Raw genomic sequence first — 25,366 nt, forward strand, 5'->3', positions numbered from 1 at the left:
TTCTATAGCACCATAGTTATCCCTCGATTGATCCCGAGCTGATGATGCGGATGCCGATCATCGGCTAACCGTTCCTTCTTGCTGATGATGTTTTCGCTTGCATTTTTCTGCCAGACAGTCAGGCAATAGCGCTTGCCAAACCATACCGCGATAGGGTCAAGTCCGCCAAAGACTTTACGGGGGACGTTGCGGGTGAACCAGCAGGCACTATCATCGCTCATCTGGTCGGTTGCTGACCTGCTACGGGGAGATTTCAAGCAGGCGGACTATGGCAAGATCATCCTGCCCTTCACCGTTCTGCGACGCCTCGATTGTGTGCTGGAGCCGACCAAACAGGCCGTACTGGACGAGTTCTCGGCGCGCGACGGCAATGGCATCAACGTCGAGCCGTTCCTGCTGCGCAAAGCCGGGCAGACCTTCTACAACACTGCCAAGCTAGATCTGCCCACGCTGATCGGTGACCAGGACAACATCGCCCAGAACCTCTACACCTACATCCAGGCCTTCTCCCTGGAGGTCAGGGACATCTTCGAGAGGTTCGACTTCGCCGCCCAGGTGGACCGGCTGGCCAAGGCTGGGCTGCTCTACCAGGTGACCGAGAAGTTCGCTCGCGTCGATCTTCACCCCAAGAAGGTGGACAACCATCAGATGGGGCTCGTCTTCGAGGAGCTCATCCGCAAGTTCGCTGAACTGAGCAATGAGACGGCCGGTGAGCATTTCACCCCACGCGAGGTGATCAGCCTCATGGTCAACCTGCTGTTTGTGGAAGACGACAATGTCCTGACCAAACCCGGTGTGGTGCGCTCAATCTATGACCCCACGGCGGGCACGGGCGGCATGCTGTCGGTCGCTGGTGAGTACCTCATCGAGCACAACGACCAGGCCCGGCTGGTGATGCACGGGCAGGAACTGAACCCCGAAAGCTACGCCATCTGCAAGGCTGACATGCTGATCAAGGGACAGGACGTGTCCAACATCACCTTCGGCAACACGCTGTCGGACGATGGGCACGCGGAGAGCAAGTTCGACTACATGCTGTCCAACCCGCCCTTCGGTGTGGAGTGGAAAAAGGTCGAAAAGGAAGTCCGTCGCGAAGCCGAGCAGCAGGGCTACAACGGACGGTTCGGACCGGGGCTTCCCAGGGTGTCCGATGGCTCGCTGCTGTTCCTCATGCACCTCCTCTCGAAGATGCGGCCGGCCAAGGATGGCGGCAGCCGCTTTGGCATCGTGCTAAATGGCTCGCCGTTGTTCACGGGCGGAGCCGGCAGTGGGGAGAGCGAGATCAGGCGCCACGTGCTGGAGAACGACCTGGTGGAGGCGATCATCGCCCTGCCCACCGACATGTTCTACAATACCGGCATCTCCACGTATGTCTGGGTGCTGACCAACCGCAAGCCGGCCCACCGCATGGGCAAGGTGCAGCTCATCGACGCCTCCAAGTTCTGGCAGAAGATGCGCAAAAGCCTCGGCTCCAAGCGCAAGGAGATGGGGCCGCAGGACATCGTAACCATCACCAGGCTGTTCGGGGACTTCGCTGAGGCCCAGGTCGCGACCGTGCTGGATGCTGCTGGCAAGGAGCTCGACCGTGTCGTTGTCCGCGATGGAGAACAAGCGGCGGCGGCCCCCGAGGGTGGCAAGGTCAAACTCGCGCCGCTCTCGGTCATTTTCCCCAACGAAGCCTTTGGCTACCGAACCATCACCGTCGAGCGACCCTTGCGGGACGAGAATGGCAAGGCGGTCTTGTTTGAACGTGGGAAGGGCAAGGGTAAGCCACAGGCCGACAGCGCTTTGAGGAATACCGAGAACGTGCCGCTGTTGGAGGACGTGGAGACCTACTTCAAGCGTGAGGTGCTGCCCCATGCTTCTGATGCCTGGATTGATCACGAGAAGACCAGGGTGGGGTACGAAATCCCCTTCAACCGGCACTTCTACGTATTCGAACCGCCGCGAGTTCTTGAAGAGATAGACAGGGACCTCAAGAATGTGACGGACCGCATACTGACGATGATCAAGGCGCTGACTGCATGAGCCTTAAGCCATACAAGACCTACAGTGCATCGAACATCGATTGGCTGGGTAGCATCCCCTCTCACTGGGAGGTGAAGCGCTTGAAGCATATGGGCGACGCGATCATCGGACTCACTTACAGCCCTGACGATGTGGTGGATGAGGGACAGGGAACACTCGTCCTCAGATCGTCGAACATTCAAAATCGGCGGCTGTCCTGGGATGATAATGTTTACGTCACAGGGCAAATCCCCCCTGCACTCAAGACTCGTACAGGCGACATTCTAATCTGCTCCAGAAATGGCAGCCGGGCGCTAATTGGCAAAAATGTAGTGATCGACGAAGCCACCGCCGGCGCGTCTTTCGGCGCGTTCATGACTGTTTTTCGGAGCAGCAAGAACCACTACCTTCGACACGTGTTCAACTCCTACCTATTTGAGTCTCAGTCCAGCTCGTTTCTCAGCTCGACAATCAACCAGCTTACGAGCAGCAATCTTTTGTCAATGGCGGTCCCACTACCTCCCATCGCGGAGCAGGAGGCCATCGGCGATTTTCTTGACTGTGAGACGGGCAAGATCGACGCCTTGGTCGAACAGCAGCGGCGACTAGTCGACCTGCTGGCGGAAAAGCGCCAAGCCGTGATCTCCCACACGGTCACCAAGGGCCTCGACCCGAGTGTCAAGATAAAGTCCTCGGGGGTCGAGTGGCTGGGGGATGTGCCGGAGCATTGGGACGTGAAGCGGCTAGGCCAGCTTGCTTCTGAGCTGCAGACAGGTCCGTTTGGCAGTCAACTTCATTCCCACGATTACGTTGAGGGGTGCACCCCGGTTATCAATCCATCAAACCTCCAGGGAGGCAAGATTGTACCCGACTGGTCCAACACTGTCGAGGAAGCACTCGCTGATCAACTTGGCCACCACCGGCTGAGACAGGGAGACATCATTTTCGGTCGTCGCGGTGAGATGGGGCGGTGCGCCCTGGTTATGAACGATGCGGAGGGGTGGCTGTGTGGCACAGGCAGCCTTAGGGTAACGCTCCGCGAAACGCTGATGGCTCAGTTCGTCACCATGTTTTTGCAAACGCAAGCGGTCGCGTCATATCTGCAGCTCGTCTCGGTCGGCTCCACCATGGACAACTTGAATACCTCCATCCTCGCGCGGGTCCCCATCCCGTGCCCACCAGTCGAAGAAGCGCTTAGCATAGTGGCGTGGCTCAATTCTGAACTGGAGCGGCTTGATAGCCTTGCAATAGAGGCGGAGGCAGCATTGCTCCTCCTTCGAGAACGTCGCATTGCTCTCATCTCTGCTGCCGTCACCGGCAAGATCGATGTGCGCAAAGTTTGGACTAGCCAGGAGGACGTTGCATGACCGGCAGACCAGAAGGGCGCTCCCTGGAGCTCTACTTCATCGATGGGCGCCCCGACGGCATGTTGACCGCAGAGGTCTTCAACTGGACTGGCCACATCCTCATGGCACCTCGCACCCAGATTAGTGCCGCATTGACCAGGAAGGAAGCCCGCCATACCGGCGTCTACCTCTTGATGGGTGAGCGCGATGGACAGCCCGTGGCTTATCTGGGTGAGGGCGACGACATCAGCCACCGCATCAAGAACCATGACATCAACAAGGACTGGTGGACGAGCGTCGTCCTTGTCACATCAGCCGCCAACAACCTCCATAAGGCTCATGTCCAGTACCTAGAAGCCCGCTTGATCGAAGTCGCAAGATCAGTCGGTCGCGTGGTGCTGGATAATGCGACCACACCGGCACGTCCTACGCTCTCGGAGGCCGCCCAGTCGAACATGGAGACGTTCCTGGACAACCTCTTCATGGTGTTGCCAGCGCTTCGCATCGATATGTTTCTGGCCAGCACACGCCCGGAAACGGCTGCGGCGGCACCAGTTCCCGCTGTGTCACCGGTCTTTGAACTCGCCAACAAGCGCCATGGGCTGTCTGCAAAGGCCCGGCTTGTCGAGGGGGACTTCATCGTGGATGCAGGGTCCCTGGCGCGTGCCCAGTGGTCAGGACAAGGCAGCGAAGACAGTGGCTATGCGCAACTGCATGCCGAGCTGCTGCGGATGGGCGTATTGGTGCCGCAGGGTGACCATGCAGTGTTCAGCAAGTCCTACGCCTTCAAGAGCACCAGCGGCGCTGCGGCGGTGGTCAATGGCAGGCCTGCCAACGGCACCCTGGAATGGCGCGTGGTCGGCAGCGGGCAGACATACAAGGCCTGGGAGGCCGAGCAACTGGGGGCGCCATCGTGAGCCTGCACAAGGAAGTCAGCTTCGAGACCGAGGTCTGTGACCATCTGGCAGCCCAAGGCTGGCTATATTCCAAGGACGACGCCACTGGCTACGACCGTGCCCGCGCCCTCTACCCCGCCGATCTGGTTGCCTGGGTCCAGGCCACCCAGCCACAGGCTTGGGCAACCCTCGACAAGAACCATGGGACCGCCGCCGAGGTGATACTGCTGGACCGGGTGCGCAAACAGCTCGATGAGCGCGGTACGCTGGAAGTGCTGCGCCATGGCGTCGAGCTAATCGGTCTGCGGGCGCCGCTGAGCCTTGCCCAGTTCAAGCCAGCACTGGGCATGAACGGCGATATACTGGCCCGCTATGCTGCCAACCGCCTCCGCGTGGTGCGCCAGGTTCGCTACTCGCCGGCTAACGAGAACAGCATCGACCTGGTCTTGTTCCTCAATGGTCTGCCGATGGCCACTGTCGAGCTCAAGACAGACTTCACCCAGTCCGTTCACGACGCCGTGGACCAGTATAGGCATCACCGGAACCCAAGCCCTAAGGGGCAGGTTCCAGAGCCGCTGCTGGCCTTCCCTGGTGGCGCGCTGGTGCACTTCGCTGCGAGCAACGCCGAGGTGATGATGGCGACCAAGCTCATCGGTCCGCTCACCACCTTCCTGCCCTTCAACAAGGGCAATGCCGGGGGCAAGGGCAACCCGCCCAACCCCAGTGGTCACCCCACGGCCTATCTCTGGGAAGAGGTGTGGCAGCGCGACAGTTGGCTGGAAATCCTCGGGCGTTACACCGTTGGTGTCCGCGATGCCAAGAAGGCCCTCAGCGGCTACATGTTCCCGCGCTACCACCAGCTCGATGCCACCCGCAAGCTGCGGGCAGCGGTACTCGCCGAAGGCGCTGGGGGCAAATACCTCATCCAGCATTCGGCAGGTTCGGGCAAGACCAACTCCATCGCCTGGTCTGCCCACTTCCTCGCTGATCTGCATGACGACCAGGACCGCAAGGTGTTCGACAGCGTGCTGGTGGTGTCCGACCGCAACGTCATCGACAGCCAGCTGCAGGAAGCCATCTTCAGCTTCGAGAGAAATGCTGGTGTCGTTGCCACCATAAAGAGCGATGCGGGCGCCAAGAGCGGGCAGCTTGCGCAGGCCCTGGCTGACGGCAAGAAGATCGTGGTCTGCACCATCCAGACCTTTCCTTTCGCCCTGAAGGAGGTCCAAGAGCTCACCGCAACCCAGGGCAAGCGGTTCGCGGTCATTGCGGACGAGGCGCATTCCAGCCAGACCGGCGCGACCGCAGCCCAGCTCAAGGCCGTGCTTTCACCTGAGGAATTGGCGACCCTCGGGGATGGGGGTGAGGTCGGTACCGAGGACATCATGGCTGCCCAGATGGCGGCTCGTGCTGCCGAGACCGGGGTGACCTACGTCGCGTTCACCGCAACGCCCAAGGGCAAGACGCTGGAGCTGTTCGGGCGGCGACCTGACCCAAAGCAGCCCGCAAGCGCCACAAACCTGCCAACGGCCTTCCATGTCTATTCCATGCGGCAGGCCATCGAGGAGGGCTTCATCCTCGACGTGCTGCAGAACTACACGCCCTACGGCCTGGCCTTCAAGCTGGCCAATGATGGCGTGGAGCTGGACGACACTGAGGTCGAGCGTTCCGAGGCGGTCAAGACGCTGATGCGCTGGGTCCGGCTGCATCCCTACAACATCGCCCAGAAGGTCCAGATCGTCGTTGAGCACTACCGCGCCAACGTCCAGCCGCTGCTCGACGGTAGGGCCAAGGCTATGGTTGTGGTCGGCAGCCGTGTCGAGGCCGTCCGCTGGCAACTGGCCATCCAGAAGTACATCAACGAGCAGGGCTACAAGCTCGGGACGCTGGTGGCATTCTCAGGCGAAGTCATCGACCCGGACAGCGGGGAAGAGCCGTTCACCGAGGCCAGCAAGCAACTAAACCCAGACCTGAAGGGGCGGGACATCCGCGAGGCTTTCAAGCTACCAGACTACCACATCCTGCTTGTGGCTAATAAGTTCCAGACTGGGTTCGACCAGCCCCTGCTGTGTGGCATGTACGTGGACAAGCGCCTCGCTGGCATCCAGGCCGTCCAGACCCTTTCCCGGCTCAACCGGGCGCATCCCGGCAAGGACACCACCTTCGTGCTCGACTTCGTCAACAGTGGCGAAGACATCCTTGCGGCCTTCAAGACCTATCATGAGACCGCTGAGCTGGAGAATGTCACCGACCCGCATCTCGTCTTCAACCTCAGGTCCAAGCTCGACGCCCTGGGCTACTACGACGATCATGAGGTCAACCGCGTAGTGACCGCCGAGCTTAACCCGAATGCCAAGCAGAGCGAGCTGGTGGCTGCCATCATGCCCGTGGCAGACCGCCTGCTACGCAGCTACAGGGATGCCCAGAAGCGCCTTGCCGATGCCAAGGCACGCGAAGACAAGAAGGCTGCCAAGGACGCTCAGGACGAGCTCGACGCCCTCCTGTTGTTCCGCAACGACATGGGCGCCTATGTCCGGCTCTACACCTTCCTGTCCCAGATTTTCGACTACGGCAACACGGACATCGAGGCTCGATCGATCTTCTTCCGTCGGCTCATCCCGCTGTTGGAGTTCGGCCGTCAGCGCGAGGCCGTGGACACTTCTAAGATCGTCCTGACCCACCACAAGCTCTCCAGCCTGGGCAAGACGTCGCTGGTCATGGGGGGCATGGGCGAGAAGCTGCAGGCCATCTATGAGGCGGGCTCAGGCAGCGTCCAGGAGAAGGAAAAGGCGCTGCTGGCTGAGATCATCGCCAAAGTTAACGACCTCTTCCAGGGCACCACCGACGACGATCAGCTCATCTACGTCAACAACGTCCTCAAAGGGAAGCTGCTGCAGTCCGACACCCTGGCGCAGCAGGCGGCGAACAACACCAAGCAGCAGTTCTCAAACTCCCCCGACCTCGCCAAAGCCATCGTTGATGCCGTGATCGACGCCATGGACGCCCATCAGGCCATGAGCCAGCAGGCGCTGGGCTCGAAGCGGGTGCAGGAGGGGCTCAGGGATGTGCTGCTGGGGCCCGGGCAGCTCTATGAGGCGCTTCGCGCTCGACCTCAGCATAGCACCGAGTCCGGAGCTTAGGCCTGGCTGGCTCCCAAATGGCTTAGCTTCAGCCTATTGTACCTTAGCCTGCCTAACCAATCCGCGATCGGCGAGATAGTTGATTTCAACAGCACCTTTCAGACCCACAGACCATCCTGACGCTTCGATCGGCGCGAGACGCTGAAGATTTAGACGCCGCAAACTGGTGTTGCTATATGGTTGCTCGTTCTCAACGTGCGGAGGCGCAGCCAGCCTTTTGCACTCTAGGTAAGCGCACTCCTTCCGCGCTCCTGATCAAGCTTATCTGCCCACCATTGCATCATCAAAACTCGCTCATCCCAGTAACTCGCACGATTGTAAACTCTACGCACTTTTGAGCTATCAAGGTGTGCAAGCTGGGTTTCGATAGCATCAGGCTTGAACTGCCCTGACTCATTAAGGATGCTACTGGCAGACGAGCGAAAGCCATGCGCGGTGTGTTCATCACTGCCGATCCCCATGCGCCTCAACGCCGAATTCATCGAGTTCTCAGAGAGGAGCTTTTTGCCAGACATCATCGATGGAAACACATAGCGGTTATCGCCGAACAGCTCCTTCATCTCATCAAGGACTGCGGCCGCTTGCTGAGACAACGGCACGTGATGCTCACGGCGCATCTTGGCCTTCGTTGCCGGGATAGTCCAAGTCGCGTTTTTTAGATCGAGCTCAATCCATTCCATGGATCGGGTCTCGCCGGGGCGTGCAAAGCAAAGCGCTTGGATCTTTAAGGCGCCAACGAGAGAGGGCCACCCTTCATACCCGTAGATGGCACGCATGATACCGCCCATTTCCGAGAGCGTCGTCATTGCAGGATGGCTTGTCGGCACGTGGCGTTGTAGGGCACCGCGTAGTGCCGACGTCGGATCCGCCTCGGCCCGCGCTGTCGCTATGGCGTAACGGAAGACACGCCCAATGGTGGAGCGGGTCGCCAATGCACTTTCAACCCTTCCACTTTTTTCGATACTCGATAGGACTGCCAAAACATCCTTGGCTGTGATCTGGGTGATGGGATAAGGGGCCAGCTTCGCCGCAAGAACTGTTAGCATCCAAGTATTTTTGGCGATGGTCGGCTCAGCTCGCCTGTCCCGCCGCAGCTTCTCGATAAACTCATTAGCGATCAGGCCAAAGGTGTTTCCCGCTGCAGCCTTCGCTTCCAGATGCTGCCGTTTCTTCGCCAACGATGGATCGAGCCCCTCCGCCAGCTTGCGCTTGGCTTCATCTCGCTGGCTGCGCGCGTCAGCCAAGGTCAACGTCGGGTAGCTGCCTATCGTGAGCGTTTTGCGCTTGCCGAAAAAGTTATAATCCAGCCGCCACGACTTCCCACCGGCAGCTGAGATGTAGAGATAGAGGCCATTGGCGTCCGCGAGCTTGCGCGGCTTGTCGCCTACTTTTGCGTTGCGAATCTGAATATCGGTCAACGGCATTACGGTATCGACTTCCTGTAAGGTCGGCTGATACCGTGATTTTTACCGCGAAAAATGCTGGCTGTCACTGCACGTCTTTGCACGTCACTACGCGCGCGCGAGGCCGAGCCCCATGATTTTCAGGCGCTTTAGCCGCCTTAATGAACACTGCTGGACATCTCGGGAACGATGACTGGAGCGGGTGAAGGGAATCGAACCCTCGTATTCAGCTTGGGAAGCTGCTGCTCTACCATTGAGCTACACCCGCGTCGGGGGAAGGTTTCCAACAATGGGCCTTGTCTGTCAAGGTCGCCGGGGTGGAAGCGTCCGGGGATGTCCTAGCTGCGGAAATGCTTGGAGAGTTTGAGGCCCTGCGCCTGATAGTTCGAGCCGAGGCCGGAGCCGTAGAGGCCCTGGGGTTCTTCCAGCATGTGTTCGTAGACGAGGCGACCGACGATCTGGCCGTCTTCGAGGATGAACGGGACCTCGTGGCTGCGCACCTCTAGGACTGCGCGGCTGCCGCGGCCGCCGGCGGCCTCGTGGCCGAAGCCGGGGTCGAAGAAGCCGGCGTAATGGACGCGGAATTCGCCGACCAGCGGGTCGAACGGTGTCATTTCGGCCGCGTAGAGCGGTGGCACATGGACGGCCTCGCGCGAGACGAGGATGTAGAATTCATCCGGATCCAGAATCAGTTCGTTGCGGCCGCGGCTGTGGATCGGCTCCCAGAAATCGAACAGATCATGCTGGGCCTTCTTGTCGACATCGACGACGGCCGTGTGGTGCTTGCCGCGGTAGCCGATCAGGCCATCGTTGTCGCCGGCAAGGTCGATCGATAGCGCTATGCCGCCGCCGGAAATGTTCGGCTGCGCGGCGGCGACCAGCGTTTCGGCTCCATGCAGCGCCAACAGCTCCGGCTCCTGCAGAAGGGCGTTGCCGACGCGGAAGCGGATCTGCGACAGGCGCGAGCCTTGGCGCACGACGATCGGAAATGTGCGCGGGGAAATTTCGAGATAGAGCGGACCGCGATAGCCTGAAGGGATCTTGTCGAACTCCTGGGCGCGATCGGTGATGACGCGGGTAAAGATATCGAGGCGGCCGGTGGAGCTTTTCGGATTGGCCGAAGCCGACATCTCGGCCGGCAGATCGAGGCTTTCCATCAGCGGCACGATATAGACGCAGCCGGTTTCGAGGACGGCGCTTTCGGAGAGATCGATGACGTGCAGGCTGAGGCGCTCGAGCTTGTCGGACACGAGGCTCATCGGCCCCGGCATGAACGAGGCGCGCACGCGAAACGCCTTCTGCCCCAAGCGCAGATCAAGGCTCGCCGGCTGGATCTGGTCCTGATCAAGCGCCCTCTCGGACTTCAGCCGTCCTTGTTCGAAGAGCGCCGCAATTGCGCGGTCCGCCAGAATTCCCGTTTCGCGAGCCATCATGTCTCTTTCAGATTTTGGGGGCGACAAAACCAAATGCGGACCATTGACGCAAGCGGAAGCGAGGCGTAAGGCAGCTTTATCCCGTGGTGATTTGGCCGGTCGGCTTGCAGCCACGTTAAACAAGTGGCTAAAAAGACCGGGTTGAAAACCGGTCTGCGATTGCGGCCGGTTTTTTTGTATCACGAAGGTGATGAACACATGAGCAAATCCCCGAACAAGAACTGGCGCCCGGCCACCACGCTCGTCCATGGCGGCACGCTGCGCTCGCAATACGGCGAGATGTCTGAAGCCATCTACCTGACGCAGGGCTTCGCCTACGACAGTTCAGAAGCCGCCGAGGCCCGTTTCAAGGGCGAGGCCGACGGCTATATCTATGCCCGCTACGGCAGTCCCACCAACGACATGTTCGAAAAGCGCATGTGTGCGCTGGAAGGTGCAGAAGAAGCCCGTGCCACCGCCTCCGGCATGGCCGCCATCACGGCAGCGCTCATGTGCCAGCTTCGCGCCGGCGACCATATCGTTGCCGCGCGGGCACTTTTCGGTTCCTGCCGCTGGGTTGTCGAAACGCTCGCCCCGCGCTACGGCATCGAATGCACGCTGGTCGACGGTCGCGACCTTGCCAACTGGGAAGCGGCGATCAAGCCCAACACCAAGGTGTTTTTCCTGGAAAGCCCGACAAACCCGACGCTGGAAGTGATTGACATTGCCGGCGTTGCCAAGCTTGCCAATCAGGTCGGCGCCCGTCTGGTGGTCGACAACGTGTTCGCAACGCCGCTCTTCCAGCGGCCGCTGGAACTCGGCGCCCATGTGGTCGTCTATTCCGCCACCAAGCATATCGACGGCCAGGGCCGCAGCCTTGCCGGCGTCATCCTTTCGGACCGCGAATGGGTTCTGGAGCACCTGCAGGACTATTATCGCCATACCGGTCCGGCGATGTCACCGTTTACCGCATGGACACTGATCAAGGGCCTGGAAACGCTGCCGATCCGTGTTGCCCAGCAGACGTCGAATGCGGCAAAGATCGCCGATTTCCTGGCCGAGCAGTCCAAGGTCGCGAAAGTGATCTATCCCGGTCGCAAGGATCATCCGCAGGCCGATATCATCGCCAAGCAGATGACGGGCGGATCGACGCTGGTCTGTTTCGAGCTGAAGGGCGGCAAGGAAGCGGCCTTCAAGCTGCAGAATGCCATGGAGGTGGTCACCATCTCCAACAATCTCGGCGACACCCGCTCCATCATCACGCATCCGGCAACGACGACGCACAAAAACCTCAGCGACGAAGCCCGTACGGAACTAGGAATTTCGCCCGGCACCGTGCGCTTTTCGGCCGGCATCGAGGATGCGTACGACCTGCTGGAAGATTTCGCGCAGGCGCTGAAGCAGATCTGATCGGCTTTACGCCGAACGATGGGTAGACCCGGAACGCTCCGGGTTTACCATATCAGTTATCCCTATCATCAAGAACGCGACATTGCCTCAGATGCAAGCCGCGAGAATTCTTGACCTTTCTCCCCCACTGTACGATATCGGCACGATGAGCAATCTTGAGGTGCCAATGTACCGCGCCCGCACCAGAGACATAGACGTCGCCGTCGAGCCCTATTATCTCGAGGAGCAGTCGAGCCCCGAGGACAGTCGTTATGTCTGGGGATACCGGATCGTCATCGAGAACAAGTCCTCGATCAGCGTCACGCTCGTGCACCGCTACTGGAACATCACGGACGAAAACGGGATCGTCGACGAGGTCGACGGACCAGGCGTCGTTGGCGACCAGCCGCGACTGGAGCCGGGCGACAGCTACGAATATTCGTCCGGGTGCCCGCTCGACACGCCATCCGGCGTCATGTTCGGCACCTACGATATGAAGACGGACGAAGGCGAGACTTTCAAAGTCGACATTCCCGCCTTCTCGCTGGATTCACCAGGCGTCGTGCGCGTTCTGAACTGACCCGCAAAGCGGATCAGGCGCTTTCGAATTCCTCCGTCACGAACTTGTAGGTGGTCGAGCAGAACTCGCAGGTTACCGCGATTTCTCCATCTTCCACACTCGCGTGGATTTCTTCCGCAGAGAACCCGCCCAGAACGCCCTTGATCTTGTCGCGCGAGCAGCTGCAGCGGTCGAACACCGTCTGCGGATCATAGACCCGCACGCCGCGCTCGTGGAACAGCCGGAACAGCAGCCGTTCGATCGCCACCTGCGGATCGGTCAGCTCGTCCGTATCGATGGTGCCGACCAGCGTGCTCGCCTCTAACCAGGCATCGTCCTCGACTTCGACGGCATCGCGTTCGTCACCGTCGCCGCCATGCAGGTCGGGCTGGCGCATGCGCTCAGGCGCCTGCGGAAGGAACTGGGCGACAAGTCCGCCAGCGCGCCAGTTGTGGCGCGGGTTGCCGTCCTCGTCGCGGTCGATGAGTTCGGCGACGGCGAGGCGAACCCGGGTCGGGATCTGTTCGGACTGGCGGAAGTAGACGCCGGCCATTTCTTCAAGCGACGAGCCGTCCATCGGAACGATGCCCTGATAGGGCTGCATGCCGCGGCCCTGATCGATCGTCAGCGCAAGAAAGCCATGGCCGAGCAGTTCGGCAGGCGAGATCTTGCCGTTCTCGACGGCTTCGGCCAGTGCATCCTCGTCGTAGCGGGCATAGGCGCGCAGTGCATCCGGCGTGGAGAAATCGGCAACAAGCAGGTCGACCGGGCCGTCACCCTTGGTCTGCATGGTGAACTTGCCTTCGAATTTCAGCGAAGTGCCCAGCAGTGCAGTGAGCACGACGGCTTCCGCCAGCAGCCGCGCGACCGGTGCCGGATAATCGTGCCGTCCGAGGATCGCGTTGAGGAGTGGCCCGAGCTGGACTGCACGGCCACGCACATCAAGACCATCCACCTGGAAGGGCACGACGCGGTCGTCGCCGGCAAAATCGAGTTCGTTCAGTTCAACAGTCGCTTCCGCCATGAGTTAACTCCTTCGCGCCGGCGCTCTCAGTTCCTCGAACGCTTTTACACAAGCGCCAGCCGCAGCGGAACCGCCGGCCGGGGATTTGAGAACGTTGACGATATCGTGTTGAAGCGCCGCACTCGTTCGGCGGCGCGCTTTGAAAGCCGTCAGATGGTGGCGGCTCTCATCGAATTCAAGTCGGAAGCGCTTTCGATCCTCAGACGATGCCGAAGCACCAGGCAAGGATCGACTTCTGCGCGTGAAGACGGTTTTCCGCCTCGTCGAACACCACCGACTGCGGTCCGTCGATGACCTCGTCGGTGACTTCCTCGCCGCGATGCGCCGGCAGGCAGTGCATGAAGAGCGCGTCCTTGTTTGCCTGATCCATCAGCGCCTTGTTGACCTGATAGGGCTGGAAGATGTTGTGGCCACGCGCCTTGTGCTCCTGGTTCATCGACACCCACGTATCGGTGACGACGACATCAGCGCCGGTGACCGCCCGTTCGGCGTCGTGGCAGAGCATGATCTCGCCGCCATTGTTGCGGGCCCAGTTGAGGAACTTGTCATGCGGCTCGGAGCCCATTGGCACGGCCATGTTCATCTTGTAGCCGAACCGCGCCGAGCCTTCGACGAGCGAGTGCAGCACGTTGTTGCCGTCACCCGTCCAGGCGATGGTCTTGCCTTTGACAGGACCGCGATGCTCCTCGAAGGTCATCAGGTCGGCCATGATCTGGCAGGGATGGGTATCGTCGGTCAGCGCGTTGATAACAGGCACGGTGGCGTGCTCGGCCATTTCCCGCATGCGGTTGTGATCGGTGGTGCGGATCATGATCGCATCGACATAGCGCGACAGGACACGTGCCGTATCGCCGATCGTCTCGGCGCGGCCGAGCTGCATTTCCGTGCCGGACAGGAAGAGCGTTTCGCCGCCGAGCTGGCGCATGCCGACATCGAAAGAGACGCGGGTGCGGGTGGACGGCTTTTCGAAAATCATCGCCAACATCTTGCCGGCGAGCGGCTGGTCGCCCTTGCCGGCCTTGAAGGCCTGCTTGCGGCTCTTCGCGTCGTCGAGAATGGTGCGGAGATCCTCCGGCGAAACCGCCGAAAGATCCAGGAAATGCTTTGGTGATGCCATGCTATCGTCCCCTCTCGAGGGGAACCGTCACCGGCACCCCTCATCGCGCTCAGGCTGTTTTCTTGAGTTCTGCCTCGGTCAGCTTTTCGGCTGCCCGTTCGATCCGTGCGAGCCCCTCGCGGGCTTCCTCGGCCGTGATCGTCAACGGCGGCAGAAGGCGCACGACGTTATCGCCAGCAGGTACTGACAGCATTTTCTCATCGCGCATTGCAACGACCAGATCGCCAGCAGGCACCCTTGCCTTGATGCCGAGCATCAGGCCTTCGCCTCTGATATCTTCGATCACGTCAGGGAAACGGTCCTTCAGGCTTGCCAGTCCCTGGCGGAACACGAGCGCGACATCGCGGACGTTTTCAAGGAAGCCATCGGCGAGCACGACGTCGAGCACTGCGTTGCCGCAGGCCATGCCGAGCGGATTGCCGCCATAGGTCGTGCCGTGAATGCCGGGCTTCATGCCGGAAGCAGCCTCTGCGGTCGCAAGGCAGGCGCCGAACGGGAAGCCGCCGCCGATGCCCTTGGCAACAGCCATGATATCAGGCGTGATGCCTGTCAGTTCGTGGGCGAAGAACCGGCCGGTGCGGCCAACCCCGCTCTGCACTTCGTCGAGGATCAGCAGCAGACCCCGGTCGTCGCAGATGCGACGCAGCTCGCGCAGGAATTCCTTGTCCACGACGCGCACGCCGCCCTCGCCCTGGATCGGCTCGATCAGCAGCGCGCCGGTGTTATCGTTTATCGCAGCGTTGAGGGCGTCGAGATCACCGAACGGCACCTGATCGAACCCTGGCGCCTTCGGGCCGAAGCCTTCCATATATTTTTCCTGACCACCGGCGGCAATCGTCGCGATGGTCCGGCCGTGGAAGGCACCTTCGAAGGTGATGATGTGGAATTTCTCCGGATGACCCTTGGAGAAATGATAGCGACGCGCCGTCTTGATGGCGGTCTCAAGCGCTTCAGCGCCGGAATTGGTAAAGAACACCTTGTCCGCGAAGGTGGCATCCACCAGACGGCGGGCCAGACGCTCCTGCTCCGGGATCTCATAGAGGTTGGAAAGGTGCCAGACCTTCTCGGCCTGCGACTTCAGCGCGTTCACCAGATGCGGATTGGAATGACCGCAGGAGGTGACGGCAACGCCTGCCCCGAAATCCAGATATCGCTCGCCACCTTCCGTCACAAGCCATACGCCCTCGCCTCGATCAAAGCGCAAAGGTGCCCGGGCAAACGTGTCGTAAAGTGCGGCTTCAGCCATGGCGACATCACTCCTCTGGGTAGGTTCCGACCCCCCTCTCCAGACCTCTCCGGAGACCGGGAATGCGGCCTGAAAAATCAAAAATGCCGCCCACCGGGCGGCGCGGGCACTATCATGGCTAAGTGCCTCCATGTCAACAAAACTTGGTGTTTTATAGGGCTTTCGGGGCATATGCCGCGATGCAACCTGATGCTGTATTGCGGCATTTCGGTCTGTGACAAAAATGACTCTTGAGGGCAGCAAGTTGGGGAAAACCGCGAAATCGATTCGCGGCGATTCGAGCGACTCTTGCCACGGAGTCAGCCACACACTAGGTTAATCCTCAATTACTAGAACGCATGCGGCGGAACTAGTCACCTCGAAGCATAGATTGCGTGGGTGCGGCGGATTTATTTCGCCGCAGAGGTGAACGGATTCTGTCTGCCAGCAACGTTCAAAGGCGGAGAACGGCATGAACTGGACTGATGAGCGCGTCGAGCGACTTAAAAAACTATGGTCGGAAGGTCTCAGCGCCAGCCAGATTGCAGCCCAACTTGGAGGCGTAAGCCGCAATGCCGTGATCGGCAAAGTGCACCGTCTCAACCTTCCGGGTCGCGCCAAAGCAGGCGGTTCGGCGTCGGCCAATCGCCCGGCATCTAAGCGCCCAGCGCCCGCAGCTCCGCGCGCGCCGAGCTTTGCCGGACGCGACACAGCCCGTCCCGCAGCACGGACGGTGGGTGCAAACGCCCTCAAGGAAGATCAGGACGTCAACGTCGCCGAGCCGGTGAAATACACCGCTTCCGGCAGCGTCGTCGTGCCGATCTCGCGTCGTCTGTCGCTGACGGATCTCACCGAGCGCACATGCAAGTGGCCGGTTGGCGATCCGCTGACGGACGACTTCCATTTCTGCGGTTGCGATGCGCAGGATGCGTCGCCCTATTGCAAATATCACGCGAAGCTTGCCTACCAGCCGGTACACGAGCGCCGTCGTCCGGCTGCCCGCGCGTCCTAAGCCAGGCGGCTGCGGAAACAAGATCGAAGGCGGGCTCTGGCCCGCCTTTTGCGTCTTCGGCATGGCTGACTTGCGCTGAAAAAACTTGCCTCGCACTCCCTGGGCTCCTATTTCGGCCTCGAGAGAGGACGACCTCCCCCTGAATGGGCATAACGCCGGGACGACCCGGCATGAACCTCACCTAAAGGGGAAGATCATGCGCTCGATAAGAGACCGTATTCGCCACGCCATCAGCTTTGAAATCATCGGGCTTCTGATGATGGTGCCGCTCGGCGCTTTCGTCTTCGACATGCCGGCCGAACATATGGGCATTGTCGGCGTCGTGTCTGCGACGGTCGCGACCGGCTGGAACTACCTCTACAATCTGGGTTTCGACCGCTTTCTGCAGGCGCGACGGGGTACGACGCTAAAGACGCCTGCCTTGCGCATTGCTCATGCGGTGCTGTTCGAAATCGGTCTGCTGGTCGTGCTGATGCCGTTTATCGCGTGGTATCTGCAGATTACCCTTCTCCATGCGCTGACAATGGATATCGCGATCGCGCTGTTCTACGTGGTCTATGCCTATCTCTTCAATCTTGGCTACGACAAGTTGTTCCCGCTGCCGGAATGGAAGACCCAGGAAGCCGCCTGACCATCAGAGTTTCGGACGGTGCAATACGCCAGTCCGATGGAAGCCTGAATTTGTCAGCAAACCCGATCTCTCCGGCGCGCGTGATCCGCAGAGCCCGGGTTTCCTCTCGGCGGCTGATCCAGCCGACGCCAAGAGCGCGGTCCAGCAGCGCCGCACCCATTTGTCCCGCCAGATGCGGCCGTCGCTCGCTCCAATCGAGGCATGTCCGGCAGAGCGGGCGTTTCGAACGGGTCAGCTGGTCGAGATCGATCCCGAAATCACAAAAGAAACGCCGGCCTTCATCGGTGATCAGGCCGGCTCCATCGCCGAGCAGCAGATAGCCGTTGCCGGTCAGGGAGTCGGCGAGCGCGATGGCGAGACGGCCGGCCATGTGGTCGTAACAGGTGCGGACTAGCCGTAACGCTTCATCTTTCGGGCCCACAGGGTGATGGCGCTTCGGTCCGTCTGCGGCGACTGCCATCAACGCGTGGATCGCGTGCGCGACTTCCGGAGAGGCAAGTCGGTAATAGCGGTGCCTGCCCTGCTTTTCGACTGCGATCAGATGCGCCTGGGCCAGTTTGCCGAGATGGCCGCTGGTGGTCTGCGCGGTGACACCTGCGTGGCTTGCCAGTTCGCCCGCCGTCAGGGCCTGGCCGCCCATCAGCGCGGACAGCATGTTGGCGCGTGCAGCATCGCCGATCAGGCTTGCAACTTCCGCAATCGTATTTCCTGAAACCATATTGGACATGATCCAGTTCTAGCACCGGAAAACTTTGCCGTCAGCGGTCAACGGTTCGGCCGTCGCCGAAGCATTTCTTTTCCTCTCTCCGCTAAGAGGGGCGGAGATTGCATGGATGGGGATAGGAACTGGAATGGCGGACACCAAAACAAGCATGGCAACGGATCTGTTGCTGCTCCTCACGCTCGCGACGCTTTGGGGCGCGTCCTACACGCTGATCAAGGTCGGTGTGGAGACGATCTCGCCCATCACCTTTATCGCCGTCAGGACGCTGGTCGCCGGTCTCATTCTCGTTGCGGCACTGCACCTGCGCGGCTTGAAACTGCCGAGGGACCGGCAGACCTGGACGCTCTTCACGGTTCAGGCCTGCCTGAACAGCGCTGTCCCCTTCACCCTGATTGCCTGGGCCGAACAGACGACCGATGCGGGCCTTGCCACCATTTTGAGTTCAACGACGCCGATCTTCGCGTTTCTGCTGACGGCCCTGATCACGCGCCATGAAAGCGTCTCTGCGGCCAAGCTGTTCGGAGTTGCGGCAGGCATTGTCGGCATATGCCTGATCGTCGGCATGGAGGCGCTTGCCGGCTCGGGCGAGAACCTCTGGGCGCAACTCGCCATCGTGGCGGCGACGATCTGCTATGCGGCGGCTGCCATCTTCGGCAAGAATTTTAAGGGATTGGACCCGATGATGCCCGCCGCGGGATCGCTGATCGCAGGGGCGGCCATCCTCATTCCTGTCAGCCTTGTGGTCGACCGGCCCTGGACGCTGACACCGAGCACCGATTCCATGCTCGCCCTATTGGCGCTGGCGGTATTTTCGACGGCGCTCGCCTTCGTCATCTATTTCCGGCTAGTGCAGACGCTCGGCTCCGTCGGCACGACGGCGCAGGCCTATCTCCGGGTGCCGATCGGCGTTGGCATCGGTGTCGTGTTTCTCGGCGAAACGCTTGCTTCGACAGCATGGCTCGGCCTGGCCTGCGTCGTGGCCGGTGTCATTGCCATGACGCTGCCGGCTAGGAGACGCGGTGCTCAGGCTTCCATCGAGTAGCCGGCACCGCGGACCGTGCGGATGACATCCTGCATGTTGGAAAAGTTGAGCGCCTTCCGGAGGCGCCCTACATGCACGTCGACGGTACGCTCGTCGACATAGATGTCATGGCCCCAGACGCCGTCGAGCAGCTGCGAGCGCGAAAAGACGCGGCTGGGTGAGGCCATCAGGAATTCCAGAAGTCTAAACTCTGTCGGCCCGAGGCGAACTTCGCGGCTCTTGCGGTGAACGCGATGGGTTTCGCGATCGAGTTCGATATCGCCGCATTTGAGGACGCTCGAAAGGACCTCTGGTCGGGCACGGCGCAGCATCGCCTTGACGCGGGCCATCAGTTCCGGCGTCGAGAAAGGCTTGACCACATAGTCGTCTGCGCCGGTGGCAAGCCCACGAACGCGCTCGCTTTCTTCGCCGCGCGCCGTCAGCATGATGATTGGCAGGCGTTCCGTCTCCGGCCGCATACGCAGGCGACGGCAGAGTTCGATGCCTGAAACGCCCGGCAGCATCCAGTCGAGAATGAGAAGATCCGGAACGCGCTCCTGAAGCCTGATTTCCGCTTCGTCACCGCGAAGCACGGTATCGACCTCGTAACCCTCGGCCTCCAGGTTATACCGAAGGAGGACGCTGAGGGCCTCTTCGTCTTCCACGACTGCGATCTTCGGCTGCATTCCGACTTGCTCCGTCACTCGTCCCGAACTGCACTGGGATCCGCCAGATCCGCTCGCGCTGCTTCAGGTCATTGGTTTTGGCAGTTATCGTCCCGAAACCGGCGGGCGATTTCGGGAGAGCTGCATCATGTCCCGGCGGAGCCGAGCATGTTGGACGTATCGTCCTTCGGACGTTCGCCCTCCGGCTGTGCGCCGGTCGCGATGTAGTAGATGGTCTCGGCGATATTCGTCGCGTGGTCGCCGATGCGCTCGATGTTCTTGGCGCAGAACAGGAGATGGGTGCACGTGGTGATGTTGCGCGGATCCTCCATCATGTAGGTGAGGAGTTCGCGGAACAGCGAGGTGTACATCGCGTCGATTTCTTCGTCGCGCTGGCGGATGATCTCGGCTTTTTCCGCAGAGCGGTTAGCGAAGACATCAAGAACGTCCTTGAGCTGCACCAGCGCCAGTTCGGAAAGATGCTCCAGACCACGGGCGAGCTTGCGCGGGACGCCTGTTCCCTGCACGGCGAGCACGCGCTTGGCGGTGTTCTTACCAAGGTCGCCGACGCGTTCCAGGTCAGCTGCAATGCGCAGCGTGCCGATGATCTCGCGAAGGTCGGCCGCCATCGGCTGACGCTTGGCGATGGTGACGATCGCCTTGTCCTGGATATCGCGCTCGGCATGGTCGAGAATGACGTCGTCCGAGATGACCTTCTGGGCCAGTGCGGAGTCGGAGTTCACGAGCGCACGCACGGCATCTCCGCACATCTGCTCCGCCAGGCCGCCCATTTCGGAGATCCGGCGGTTCAGGTATTTCAGTTCCTCGTCATAGGCCGAGAGAATATGGGTCGAAACCATGTGTCTGATCCTTGATGTCTGCAGTTGCGGCTGACGGGCTCTGCGCCCGCATCAGCCGAAGCGGCCCATGATGTAATCCTGGGTGCGCTGGTCATCCGGATTGGTGAACATCTTGTCGGTATCGTTTTCCTCGACCAGGTGGCCGAGATGGAACATCGCCGTGCGCTGCGAAACGCGGGCCGCCTGCTGCATCGAGTGGGTGACGATCACGATCGTGTAGTTGGCGCGCAGTTCGTGGATCAGTTCCTCGACCTTGGCCGTGGCGATGGGGTCGAGTGCCGAGCACGGCTCGTCCATCAGAATGACTTCAGGCGAAACGGCGATCGCACGGGCGATGCAAAGGCGCTGCTGCTGACCGCCGGAAAGGCCGGTACCGCCTTCATGCAGGCGATCCTTGACTTCTGCCCAGAGGCCGGCGCGCTGCAGGCTTGCCTCGACGATCGCGTCCATTTCCGTTTTGCCACGGGCAAGGCCGTGGATCCGGGGACCGTAGGCAATGTTCTCGTAGATCGACTTCGGGAACGGGTTCGGCTTCTGGAACACCATGCCGACCCGGGCACGCAGCTCCACGACGTCGATTTCCTTGTCGTAGATATCGTCGCCGTCGAGCGTGATCTTGCCGGTGACGCGGCAACCCTCGATCGTGTCGTTCATGCGGTTCATCGTGCGCAGGAAGGTGGACTTGCCGCAGCCAGACGGACCGATCAAAGCAGTGACGGTATTTTGGCGGACATTCAGGTTCACGTCATAAAGGGCGCGCTTGTCACCGTAATAAACGGAGACATCCTTGCCGATCATCTTATATGCAACGTCGTTCATTTTCTTGTCCAGCGCCTTCTCAACTGCAGCTTCTGACATCATGTTCATTGCTTCCCCCTTCCTCTACCAACGCCGTTCGAAGCGGCGTCGCAAGAGAATTGCGCCAACATTCATCAAGATCAGGAACAGGAGCAGGATCATGATCGCTCCCGAGGTTCGTTCAACGAAGGCGCGTTCCGCCTCGTTGGCCCACATGTAGATCTGTACCGGCAGTGCCGTCGATGGATCCATCGGCGTGGTCGGATAGTTCGCCACGAAGGCGACCATGCCGATCAAGAGGAGCGGCGCGGTTTCGCCGAGGGCGTGCGCGAGGCCGATGATCGTACCGGTCAGGATACCGGGCATGGCAAGCGGCAGGACATGGTGGAAAATCGTCTGCATCTTCGAGGCACCGAGCCCGAGCGCTGCAGCACGGATCGACGGTGGTACTGCTTTCAGTGCCGCGCGGGTGGCGATGATAATGGTCGGCAGCGTCATCAGCGTCAGCACCAGGCCGCCGACGAGCGAGGCCGAGCGCGGCAGGCCCATGAAGTTGATGAAGACCGCGAGACCCAACAGACCGTAGACGATCGACGGGACCGCTGCGAGATTGTTGATGTTGACCTCGATCAGGTCCGTGAACCGGTTCTTCGGGGCAAACTCTTCAAGATAGATCGAGGCTGCGACGCCGATCGGCAGGGACAGGACGAGCACGATCAGCATCATATAGAAGGAGCCGATCAGGGCGACGCCGACGCCGGCTGCTTCCGGACGGCTGGACGCGCCGTTGAAGAAAATGCCGGTGTTGAATTCCTTGGCGAGCGCACCGCTGTCGGTCAGCTGCTTCATCCATCCGACCTGCTGGTCGGACACCTTGCGGCTGGTTTCCGCCACGTCGAGATTGATCTGGCCTTTCACGGCGCTGTCGATATCGCCGGCCGCCAGGAGCGAAACCGTCTGGGTCGTGCCGATGATCTCAGGATCGGAAACGACCATATCGCGCAGCTGGCCACGAACGCCGTCCGAAATCATCTGGTTGACGGCACGCAGGCCCTGGCGATCGGTTTCGGCGACGCCCAGAACCTTCGCCAGCGCATTGCGGGCGACGATCGGGTAGTTGGCCGTCATCAGCTTGGCCGGATCCGTAGCCCGCACATTATCCTTGTCGATGATCTGCTGCGAGAACTCGACAGGGATGGTGATCATCGTCTGCTGGAAGGCGGTGTAGCCCTTGGAGACGACCGACCACAGAAGGAGCATCAGGAACAGGATGCCGAACGAGAGAGCGGCGATGCCATAGGCGCGGAAGCGGCGCTCGGCGGCGTAGCGGCGTTTGATACCGATATCGCGACGGGCAGGCTTGGCCAAGACGCCGGCGGTGGAGGAAACCACGTCGGTCATTCGTACTGCTCCCGGTATTTGCGCACGATGTAGAGCGCGTAGATGTTGAGGCAAAGCGTGATCGCAAACAGCGTGATGCCGAGTGCGAAGGCGACAAGCGTCTGCGGCGAGGTGAATTCAAGGTCGCCCGTCAGCTGGCTGACGATCTTGACGGTCACCGTCGTCATCGGCTCGAACGGGTTGAGCTGCATGCGGGCGGCGACACCGGCGGCGAGCACCACGATCATGGTTTCGCCGATGGCGCGCGAGGCGGTCATCAGGAGGGCGCCGACGATGCCCGGCAGGGCTGCCGGCAGGACGACCTTCTTGATGGTTTCGGACTGGGTGGCGCCGAGACCGAGCGAGCCGTCACGAAGCGTTCCCGGCACGGCGGTGATGATGTCGTCCGACAGCGACGAGACGTAAGGGATCAGCATGATGCCCATGACGAAGCCGGCGGTGAGAACGCTCTGTGCCTGGATGAAGTTGGCATAATCGCCGGTGACAAGGCCATTCAGCTGCGAAGACAGGTCGCGCAGGAACGGGCCGACCGTTGTCAGGGCAAAGAAGCCGTAGACGATGGTGGGGATACCGGCCAGCACTTCGAGCAGCGGCTTTGCCACGGAGCGGACACCGCGGGAGGCGTATTCCGACATGTAGATCGCGGAAAACAGACCGCTCGGGACGGCGACGAGCATGGCGACGAAGCCGATATAGAGTGTGCCGAGAAGCAGCGGGATAAGGCCGAACTGACCAGCCGAGTCCGTGGCGCCGGCGGCCGCAAAGCGCGGATCCCAGACGGTGCCGAAGAAGAACTCCCACGGCGGGATGCTGGTGAAGAAGTGCGTTGCTTCCGTCAGCATCGAGGCAACGATGCCGACCGTGGTCAGGATCGCGATCGAGGATGCGACGACGAGGCTGGCGAGGATCACCTTCTCGACACGGTTGCGAGCCCGAAACCGCGGCGCGATGCGCGTGTAGGAAAAGCCGGCGCCGATCAGGGCTGCCAGAAGGACTACCGCGGTCATAACCCAGTTGCTAATCTTGGTCATGACGTTGAGATCGCCAGCGGACTCGACCATGTATGGTTCGGGGTCGCCGGCAAGCGGGACGCCCTTAGCGCCAAGCGCTGCGCGCAGTTCGACGGGATTTCCGCCGATGCGCTCGATCTCGTCCAGGCTCAGTACGTTCATGCCGCGCGCAAGCGAGCTTACCATGCCGAAGGAGAGACCCTGTTCGGCCGGCGAACGCGCCTTTACGTCTTCAGGAAAGCCATCGAGGACAGTGGAGTTGATATAGAGGGGGCTGACGACCAGCCACGCGGCCAGGATGAGAACCGACGGCAGAACGGCGCAGAGTGCGACGAAGGTGCCGTAGTAGCCCGGACGTGAATGAAGCTTTGAGGAACGGCCGCCGGCGATTGCCAGGGCGTGCCTGGTTCCGACAACGTAACAAGCGATCGCAATTATCGCCAGAATCAATAAAATCAATGGTGTGCTCATTAAAATCCCCCGGCCTACCGCCATCGACGGCACCCATTACCGCACAAATCCCACCATCGGAATCAATATGTTTCGCCATCCAAAACGCAGCGACTGACGCCAAGCTTTGCTTCTGTCGCGCGACGGACAAGTCGCCGCCTGGCACGAAAGAAGACCGGCGCCGCAAGAAGCGGCGCCGGAATTTTGATTACATGGTCTTGCCGGCTTCGAAGTCCTTGCGGACCTGTTCGCGCTGATCGTCCGGAGCAGCAACCAGGCCGTATTCGGCGAGCGGGCTGTCAGGGCCGATCATTTCGTCGGAGATGAAGAACTCAACATATTCCTTGAGGCCTGGGATAACGCCGAGGTGAGCCTTCTTGACGTAGAAGAACAGAGGGCGCGACACCGGGTACTTGCCCGAAGCAATGGTTTCGGTGGAAGCAACGACATCCGAAACGGTCGCGACCTTCAGCTTGTCCATGTTGTTTTCATAGAAGGCCAGGCCGAAAACGCCGAGGCCGGTCTTGTTGGCCGAGATGCGGGCCAGCGTTTCGGTGTAATCGCCGTCGATGTCGACAGCTGCGCCGTCCTTGCGAACTGCAACGCACTTGGCAGCAGCCTGCTTGGCATCGGTGATGGCAGCCTTGATGACGTCAGTCGCGCCGGCTTCCTTGCAGCCTTCAGCCATGATCTTCTCTTCGAAGACTTCGCGGGTGCCGTGCTTGGAGCCTGGGATGTAAGCTGCGATCGGGCCCTTCGGCAGGGTCGCATTGACTTCCGACCAGTTCTTGTAAGGGTTGGCAACGAGCTTGCCGTCAACGACGACTTCAGCAGCCAATGCCTTGTAGAGATCCTTCGGGGTGATCTTCATGTCGCCGTTCGACGAGTCGGCAGCGAATACGATGCCGTCGTAACCGATGCGGATTTCCTGAACGTCCGTGACGCCGGCAGCCTTGCAGGCTTCGGCTTCGCTCTTGTTGATCTTGCGCGAAGCATTGGCAACGTCGATCGTGCCTTCGCCGACGCCGGAGCAGAATGCCTTCAGACCGCCGCCCGTGCCGCCGGACTCAACAACCGGTGCCTTGAAGTTCGGGTTGGTCTCGGCAAAGGTCTCGGCAACGATCTTCGCATAGGGAAGAACGGTGGAGGAGCCGGCAACCTGAACCTGGTCGCGTGCGGATGCAACGCCGGCAAAGGCAACAGAGGCCACGAGGGCTGCTGCGGAAAGTTTGAACATGTTCATCGAAGTTCTCCCGGTATGGGTTTCCAGAAATCT

The 25,366-nt window shown here is 60.7% G+C and carries 21 protein-coding genes, 1 tRNA gene and 1 riboswitch; of the genes, 9 read left to right on the top strand and 13 right to left on the bottom strand.

What is annotated here, in order from left to right; all coding sequences use genetic code 11:
• Positions 1–192 precede the first annotated feature (192 nt).
• The 4 genes from ASG19_RS04395 to ASG19_RS04410 are packed head-to-tail and all read left to right on the top strand — an operon-like array spanning position 193 to position 7,389.
• Entirely contained in the window at positions 193–2,028 is a 1,836-nt protein-coding gene (locus ASG19_RS04395; protein WP_062453916.1) for a class I SAM-dependent DNA methyltransferase, read from the top strand.
• On the top strand, positions 2,025–3,374 hold the full coding sequence (locus tag ASG19_RS04400; RefSeq protein ID WP_062453917.1) for a restriction endonuclease subunit S: 1,350 nt from the start codon (positions 2,025–2,027) through the stop codon (positions 3,372–3,374). The genes ASG19_RS04395 and ASG19_RS04400 overlap by 4 nt, the downstream gene beginning before the upstream one ends.
• Positions 3,371–4,270, top strand: a complete 900-nt coding sequence (locus ASG19_RS04405; RefSeq protein ID WP_062453918.1) for a GIY-YIG nuclease family protein — start codon at positions 3,371–3,373, stop codon at positions 4,268–4,270. The genes ASG19_RS04400 and ASG19_RS04405 overlap by 4 nt, the downstream gene beginning before the upstream one ends.
• On the top strand, positions 4,267–7,389 hold the full coding sequence (locus ASG19_RS04410) for a type I restriction endonuclease (RefSeq protein ID WP_062453919.1): 3,123 nt from the start codon (positions 4,267–4,269) through the stop codon (positions 7,387–7,389). The genes ASG19_RS04405 and ASG19_RS04410 overlap by 4 nt, the downstream gene beginning before the upstream one ends.
• 224 nt (positions 7,390–7,613) lie before the next feature.
• Here ASG19_RS04410 and ASG19_RS04415 read toward each other — a convergent pair whose 3' ends face one another.
• The 3 genes from ASG19_RS04415 to ASG19_RS04425 form a co-directional block, all read right to left on the bottom strand.
• Positions 7,614–8,813 (bottom strand): integrase arm-type DNA-binding domain-containing protein, encoded by a 1,200-nt coding sequence (locus ASG19_RS04415; protein WP_062453920.1) that lies wholly within the window; start codon positions 8,811–8,813, stop codon positions 7,614–7,616.
• A 173-nt stretch (positions 8,814–8,986) separates the two neighbouring features.
• Positions 8,987–9,060 (bottom strand) — tRNA-Gly (locus ASG19_RS04420).
• A 70-nt stretch (positions 9,061–9,130) separates the two neighbouring features.
• Positions 9,131–10,225: a 2'-deoxycytidine 5'-triphosphate deaminase gene (locus ASG19_RS04425; RefSeq protein ID WP_062453921.1), complete on the bottom strand. Its 1,095-nt coding sequence runs from the start codon at positions 10,223–10,225 to the stop codon at positions 9,131–9,133.
• Positions 10,226–10,298: 73 nt separating this feature from the next.
• Positions 10,299–10,377: riboswitch (SAM riboswitch) on the top strand.
• A gap of 46 nt (positions 10,378–10,423) precedes the next feature.
• Between ASG19_RS04425 and ASG19_RS04430 the strand changes: the two genes are divergently transcribed.
• Both ASG19_RS04430 and apaG read left to right on the top strand, forming a co-directional pair.
• Entirely contained in the window at positions 10,424–11,614 is a 1,191-nt protein-coding gene (locus ASG19_RS04430; RefSeq protein WP_062453922.1) for an O-succinylhomoserine sulfhydrylase, read from the top strand.
• A gap of 166 nt (positions 11,615–11,780) precedes the next feature.
• The gene (gene apaG, locus ASG19_RS04435) at positions 11,781–12,173 is read left to right on the top strand and encodes a Co2+/Mg2+ efflux protein ApaG (protein WP_062453923.1); all 393 of its coding nucleotides are present in this window, start codon (positions 11,781–11,783) and stop codon (positions 12,171–12,173) included.
• A gap of 13 nt (positions 12,174–12,186) precedes the next feature.
• Here the strand turns inward: apaG and ASG19_RS04440 are convergent, their stop codons facing one another.
• From ASG19_RS04440 to ASG19_RS04450, 3 genes are all read right to left on the bottom strand, one after another.
• On the bottom strand, positions 12,187–13,176 hold the full coding sequence (locus ASG19_RS04440; RefSeq protein WP_062453924.1) for an Hsp33 family molecular chaperone: 990 nt from the start codon (positions 13,174–13,176) through the stop codon (positions 12,187–12,189).
• 199 nt (positions 13,177–13,375) lie between these two features.
• Positions 13,376–14,293, bottom strand: coding sequence for an ornithine carbamoyltransferase (gene argF / locus ASG19_RS04445; RefSeq protein WP_062453925.1), 918 nt, complete (start codon positions 14,291–14,293; stop codon positions 13,376–13,378).
• Positions 14,294–14,342: 49 nt separating this feature from the next.
• Positions 14,343–15,539, bottom strand: coding sequence for an aspartate aminotransferase family protein (locus ASG19_RS04450; RefSeq protein ID WP_062453926.1), 1,197 nt, complete (start codon positions 15,537–15,539; stop codon positions 14,343–14,345).
• Positions 15,540–15,990: 451 nt separating this feature from the next.
• Between ASG19_RS04450 and ASG19_RS04455 the strand changes: the two genes are divergently transcribed.
• Together ASG19_RS04455 and ASG19_RS04460 are read left to right on the top strand one after the other, a co-directional pair.
• Positions 15,991–16,530, top strand: coding sequence for a GcrA family cell cycle regulator (locus ASG19_RS04455; protein WP_062453927.1), 540 nt, complete (start codon positions 15,991–15,993; stop codon positions 16,528–16,530).
• 196 nt (positions 16,531–16,726) lie between these two features.
• Positions 16,727–17,161, top strand: a complete 435-nt coding sequence (locus ASG19_RS04460) for a PACE efflux transporter (protein WP_062453928.1) — start codon at positions 16,727–16,729, stop codon at positions 17,159–17,161.
• Here ASG19_RS04460 and ASG19_RS04465 read toward each other — a convergent pair.
• Complete coding sequence (locus tag ASG19_RS04465; protein ID WP_082476187.1) at positions 17,100–17,888, bottom strand: helix-turn-helix transcriptional regulator; 789 nt, start codon at positions 17,886–17,888, stop codon at positions 17,100–17,102. The genes ASG19_RS04460 and ASG19_RS04465 overlap by 62 nt on opposite strands.
• Before the next feature lie 124 nt (positions 17,889–18,012).
• On the opposite strand from ASG19_RS04465, the gene ASG19_RS04470 reads away from it, so the two are divergent.
• Positions 18,013–18,927 carry an EamA family transporter gene (locus tag ASG19_RS04470; protein ID WP_062453929.1) on the top strand — a complete coding sequence of 305 codons (915 nt, stop codon included), beginning with the start codon at positions 18,013–18,015 and terminating at the stop codon, positions 18,925–18,927.
• On the opposite strand, the gene phoB is transcribed toward ASG19_RS04470, so the two are convergent.
• The 6 genes from phoB to ASG19_RS04500 all read right to left on the bottom strand — a co-directional run bounded on the left by phoB (position 18,909) and on the right by ASG19_RS04500 (position 25,333).
• Entirely contained in the window at positions 18,909–19,592 is a 684-nt protein-coding gene (gene phoB, locus ASG19_RS04475) for a phosphate regulon transcriptional regulator PhoB (protein WP_062453930.1), read from the bottom strand. The two genes, ASG19_RS04470 and phoB, sit on opposite strands and share 19 nt — an antisense overlap.
• 125 nt (positions 19,593–19,717) lie before the next feature.
• Positions 19,718–20,431, bottom strand: coding sequence for a phosphate signaling complex protein PhoU (phoU, locus tag ASG19_RS04480; protein ID WP_062453931.1), 714 nt, complete (start codon positions 20,429–20,431; stop codon positions 19,718–19,720).
• A gap of 51 nt (positions 20,432–20,482) precedes the next feature.
• Positions 20,483–21,298 (bottom strand): phosphate ABC transporter ATP-binding protein PstB, encoded by an 816-nt coding sequence (gene pstB / locus ASG19_RS04485; protein ID WP_062453932.1) that lies wholly within the window; start codon positions 21,296–21,298, stop codon positions 20,483–20,485.
• Positions 21,299–21,313: 15 nt separating this feature from the next.
• On the bottom strand, positions 21,314–22,630 hold the full coding sequence (gene pstA / locus ASG19_RS04490; RefSeq protein ID WP_062453933.1) for a phosphate ABC transporter permease PstA: 1,317 nt from the start codon (positions 22,628–22,630) through the stop codon (positions 21,314–21,316).
• Positions 22,627–24,111: a phosphate ABC transporter permease subunit PstC gene (pstC, locus tag ASG19_RS04495; protein WP_062453934.1), complete on the bottom strand. Its 1,485-nt coding sequence runs from the start codon at positions 24,109–24,111 to the stop codon at positions 22,627–22,629. The genes pstA and pstC overlap by 4 nt, the downstream gene beginning before the upstream one ends.
• Before the next feature lie 187 nt (positions 24,112–24,298).
• The gene (locus tag ASG19_RS04500; RefSeq protein WP_062453935.1) at positions 24,299–25,333 is read right to left on the bottom strand and encodes a substrate-binding domain-containing protein; all 1,035 of its coding nucleotides are present in this window, start codon (positions 25,331–25,333) and stop codon (positions 24,299–24,301) included.
• Positions 25,334–25,366: the final 33 nt, after the last annotated feature.

The sequence above is a fragment of the Rhizobium sp. Leaf306 genome (assembly GCF_001423425.1).
Taxonomy (GTDB): domain Bacteria; phylum Pseudomonadota; class Alphaproteobacteria; order Rhizobiales; family Rhizobiaceae; genus Neorhizobium; species Neorhizobium soli.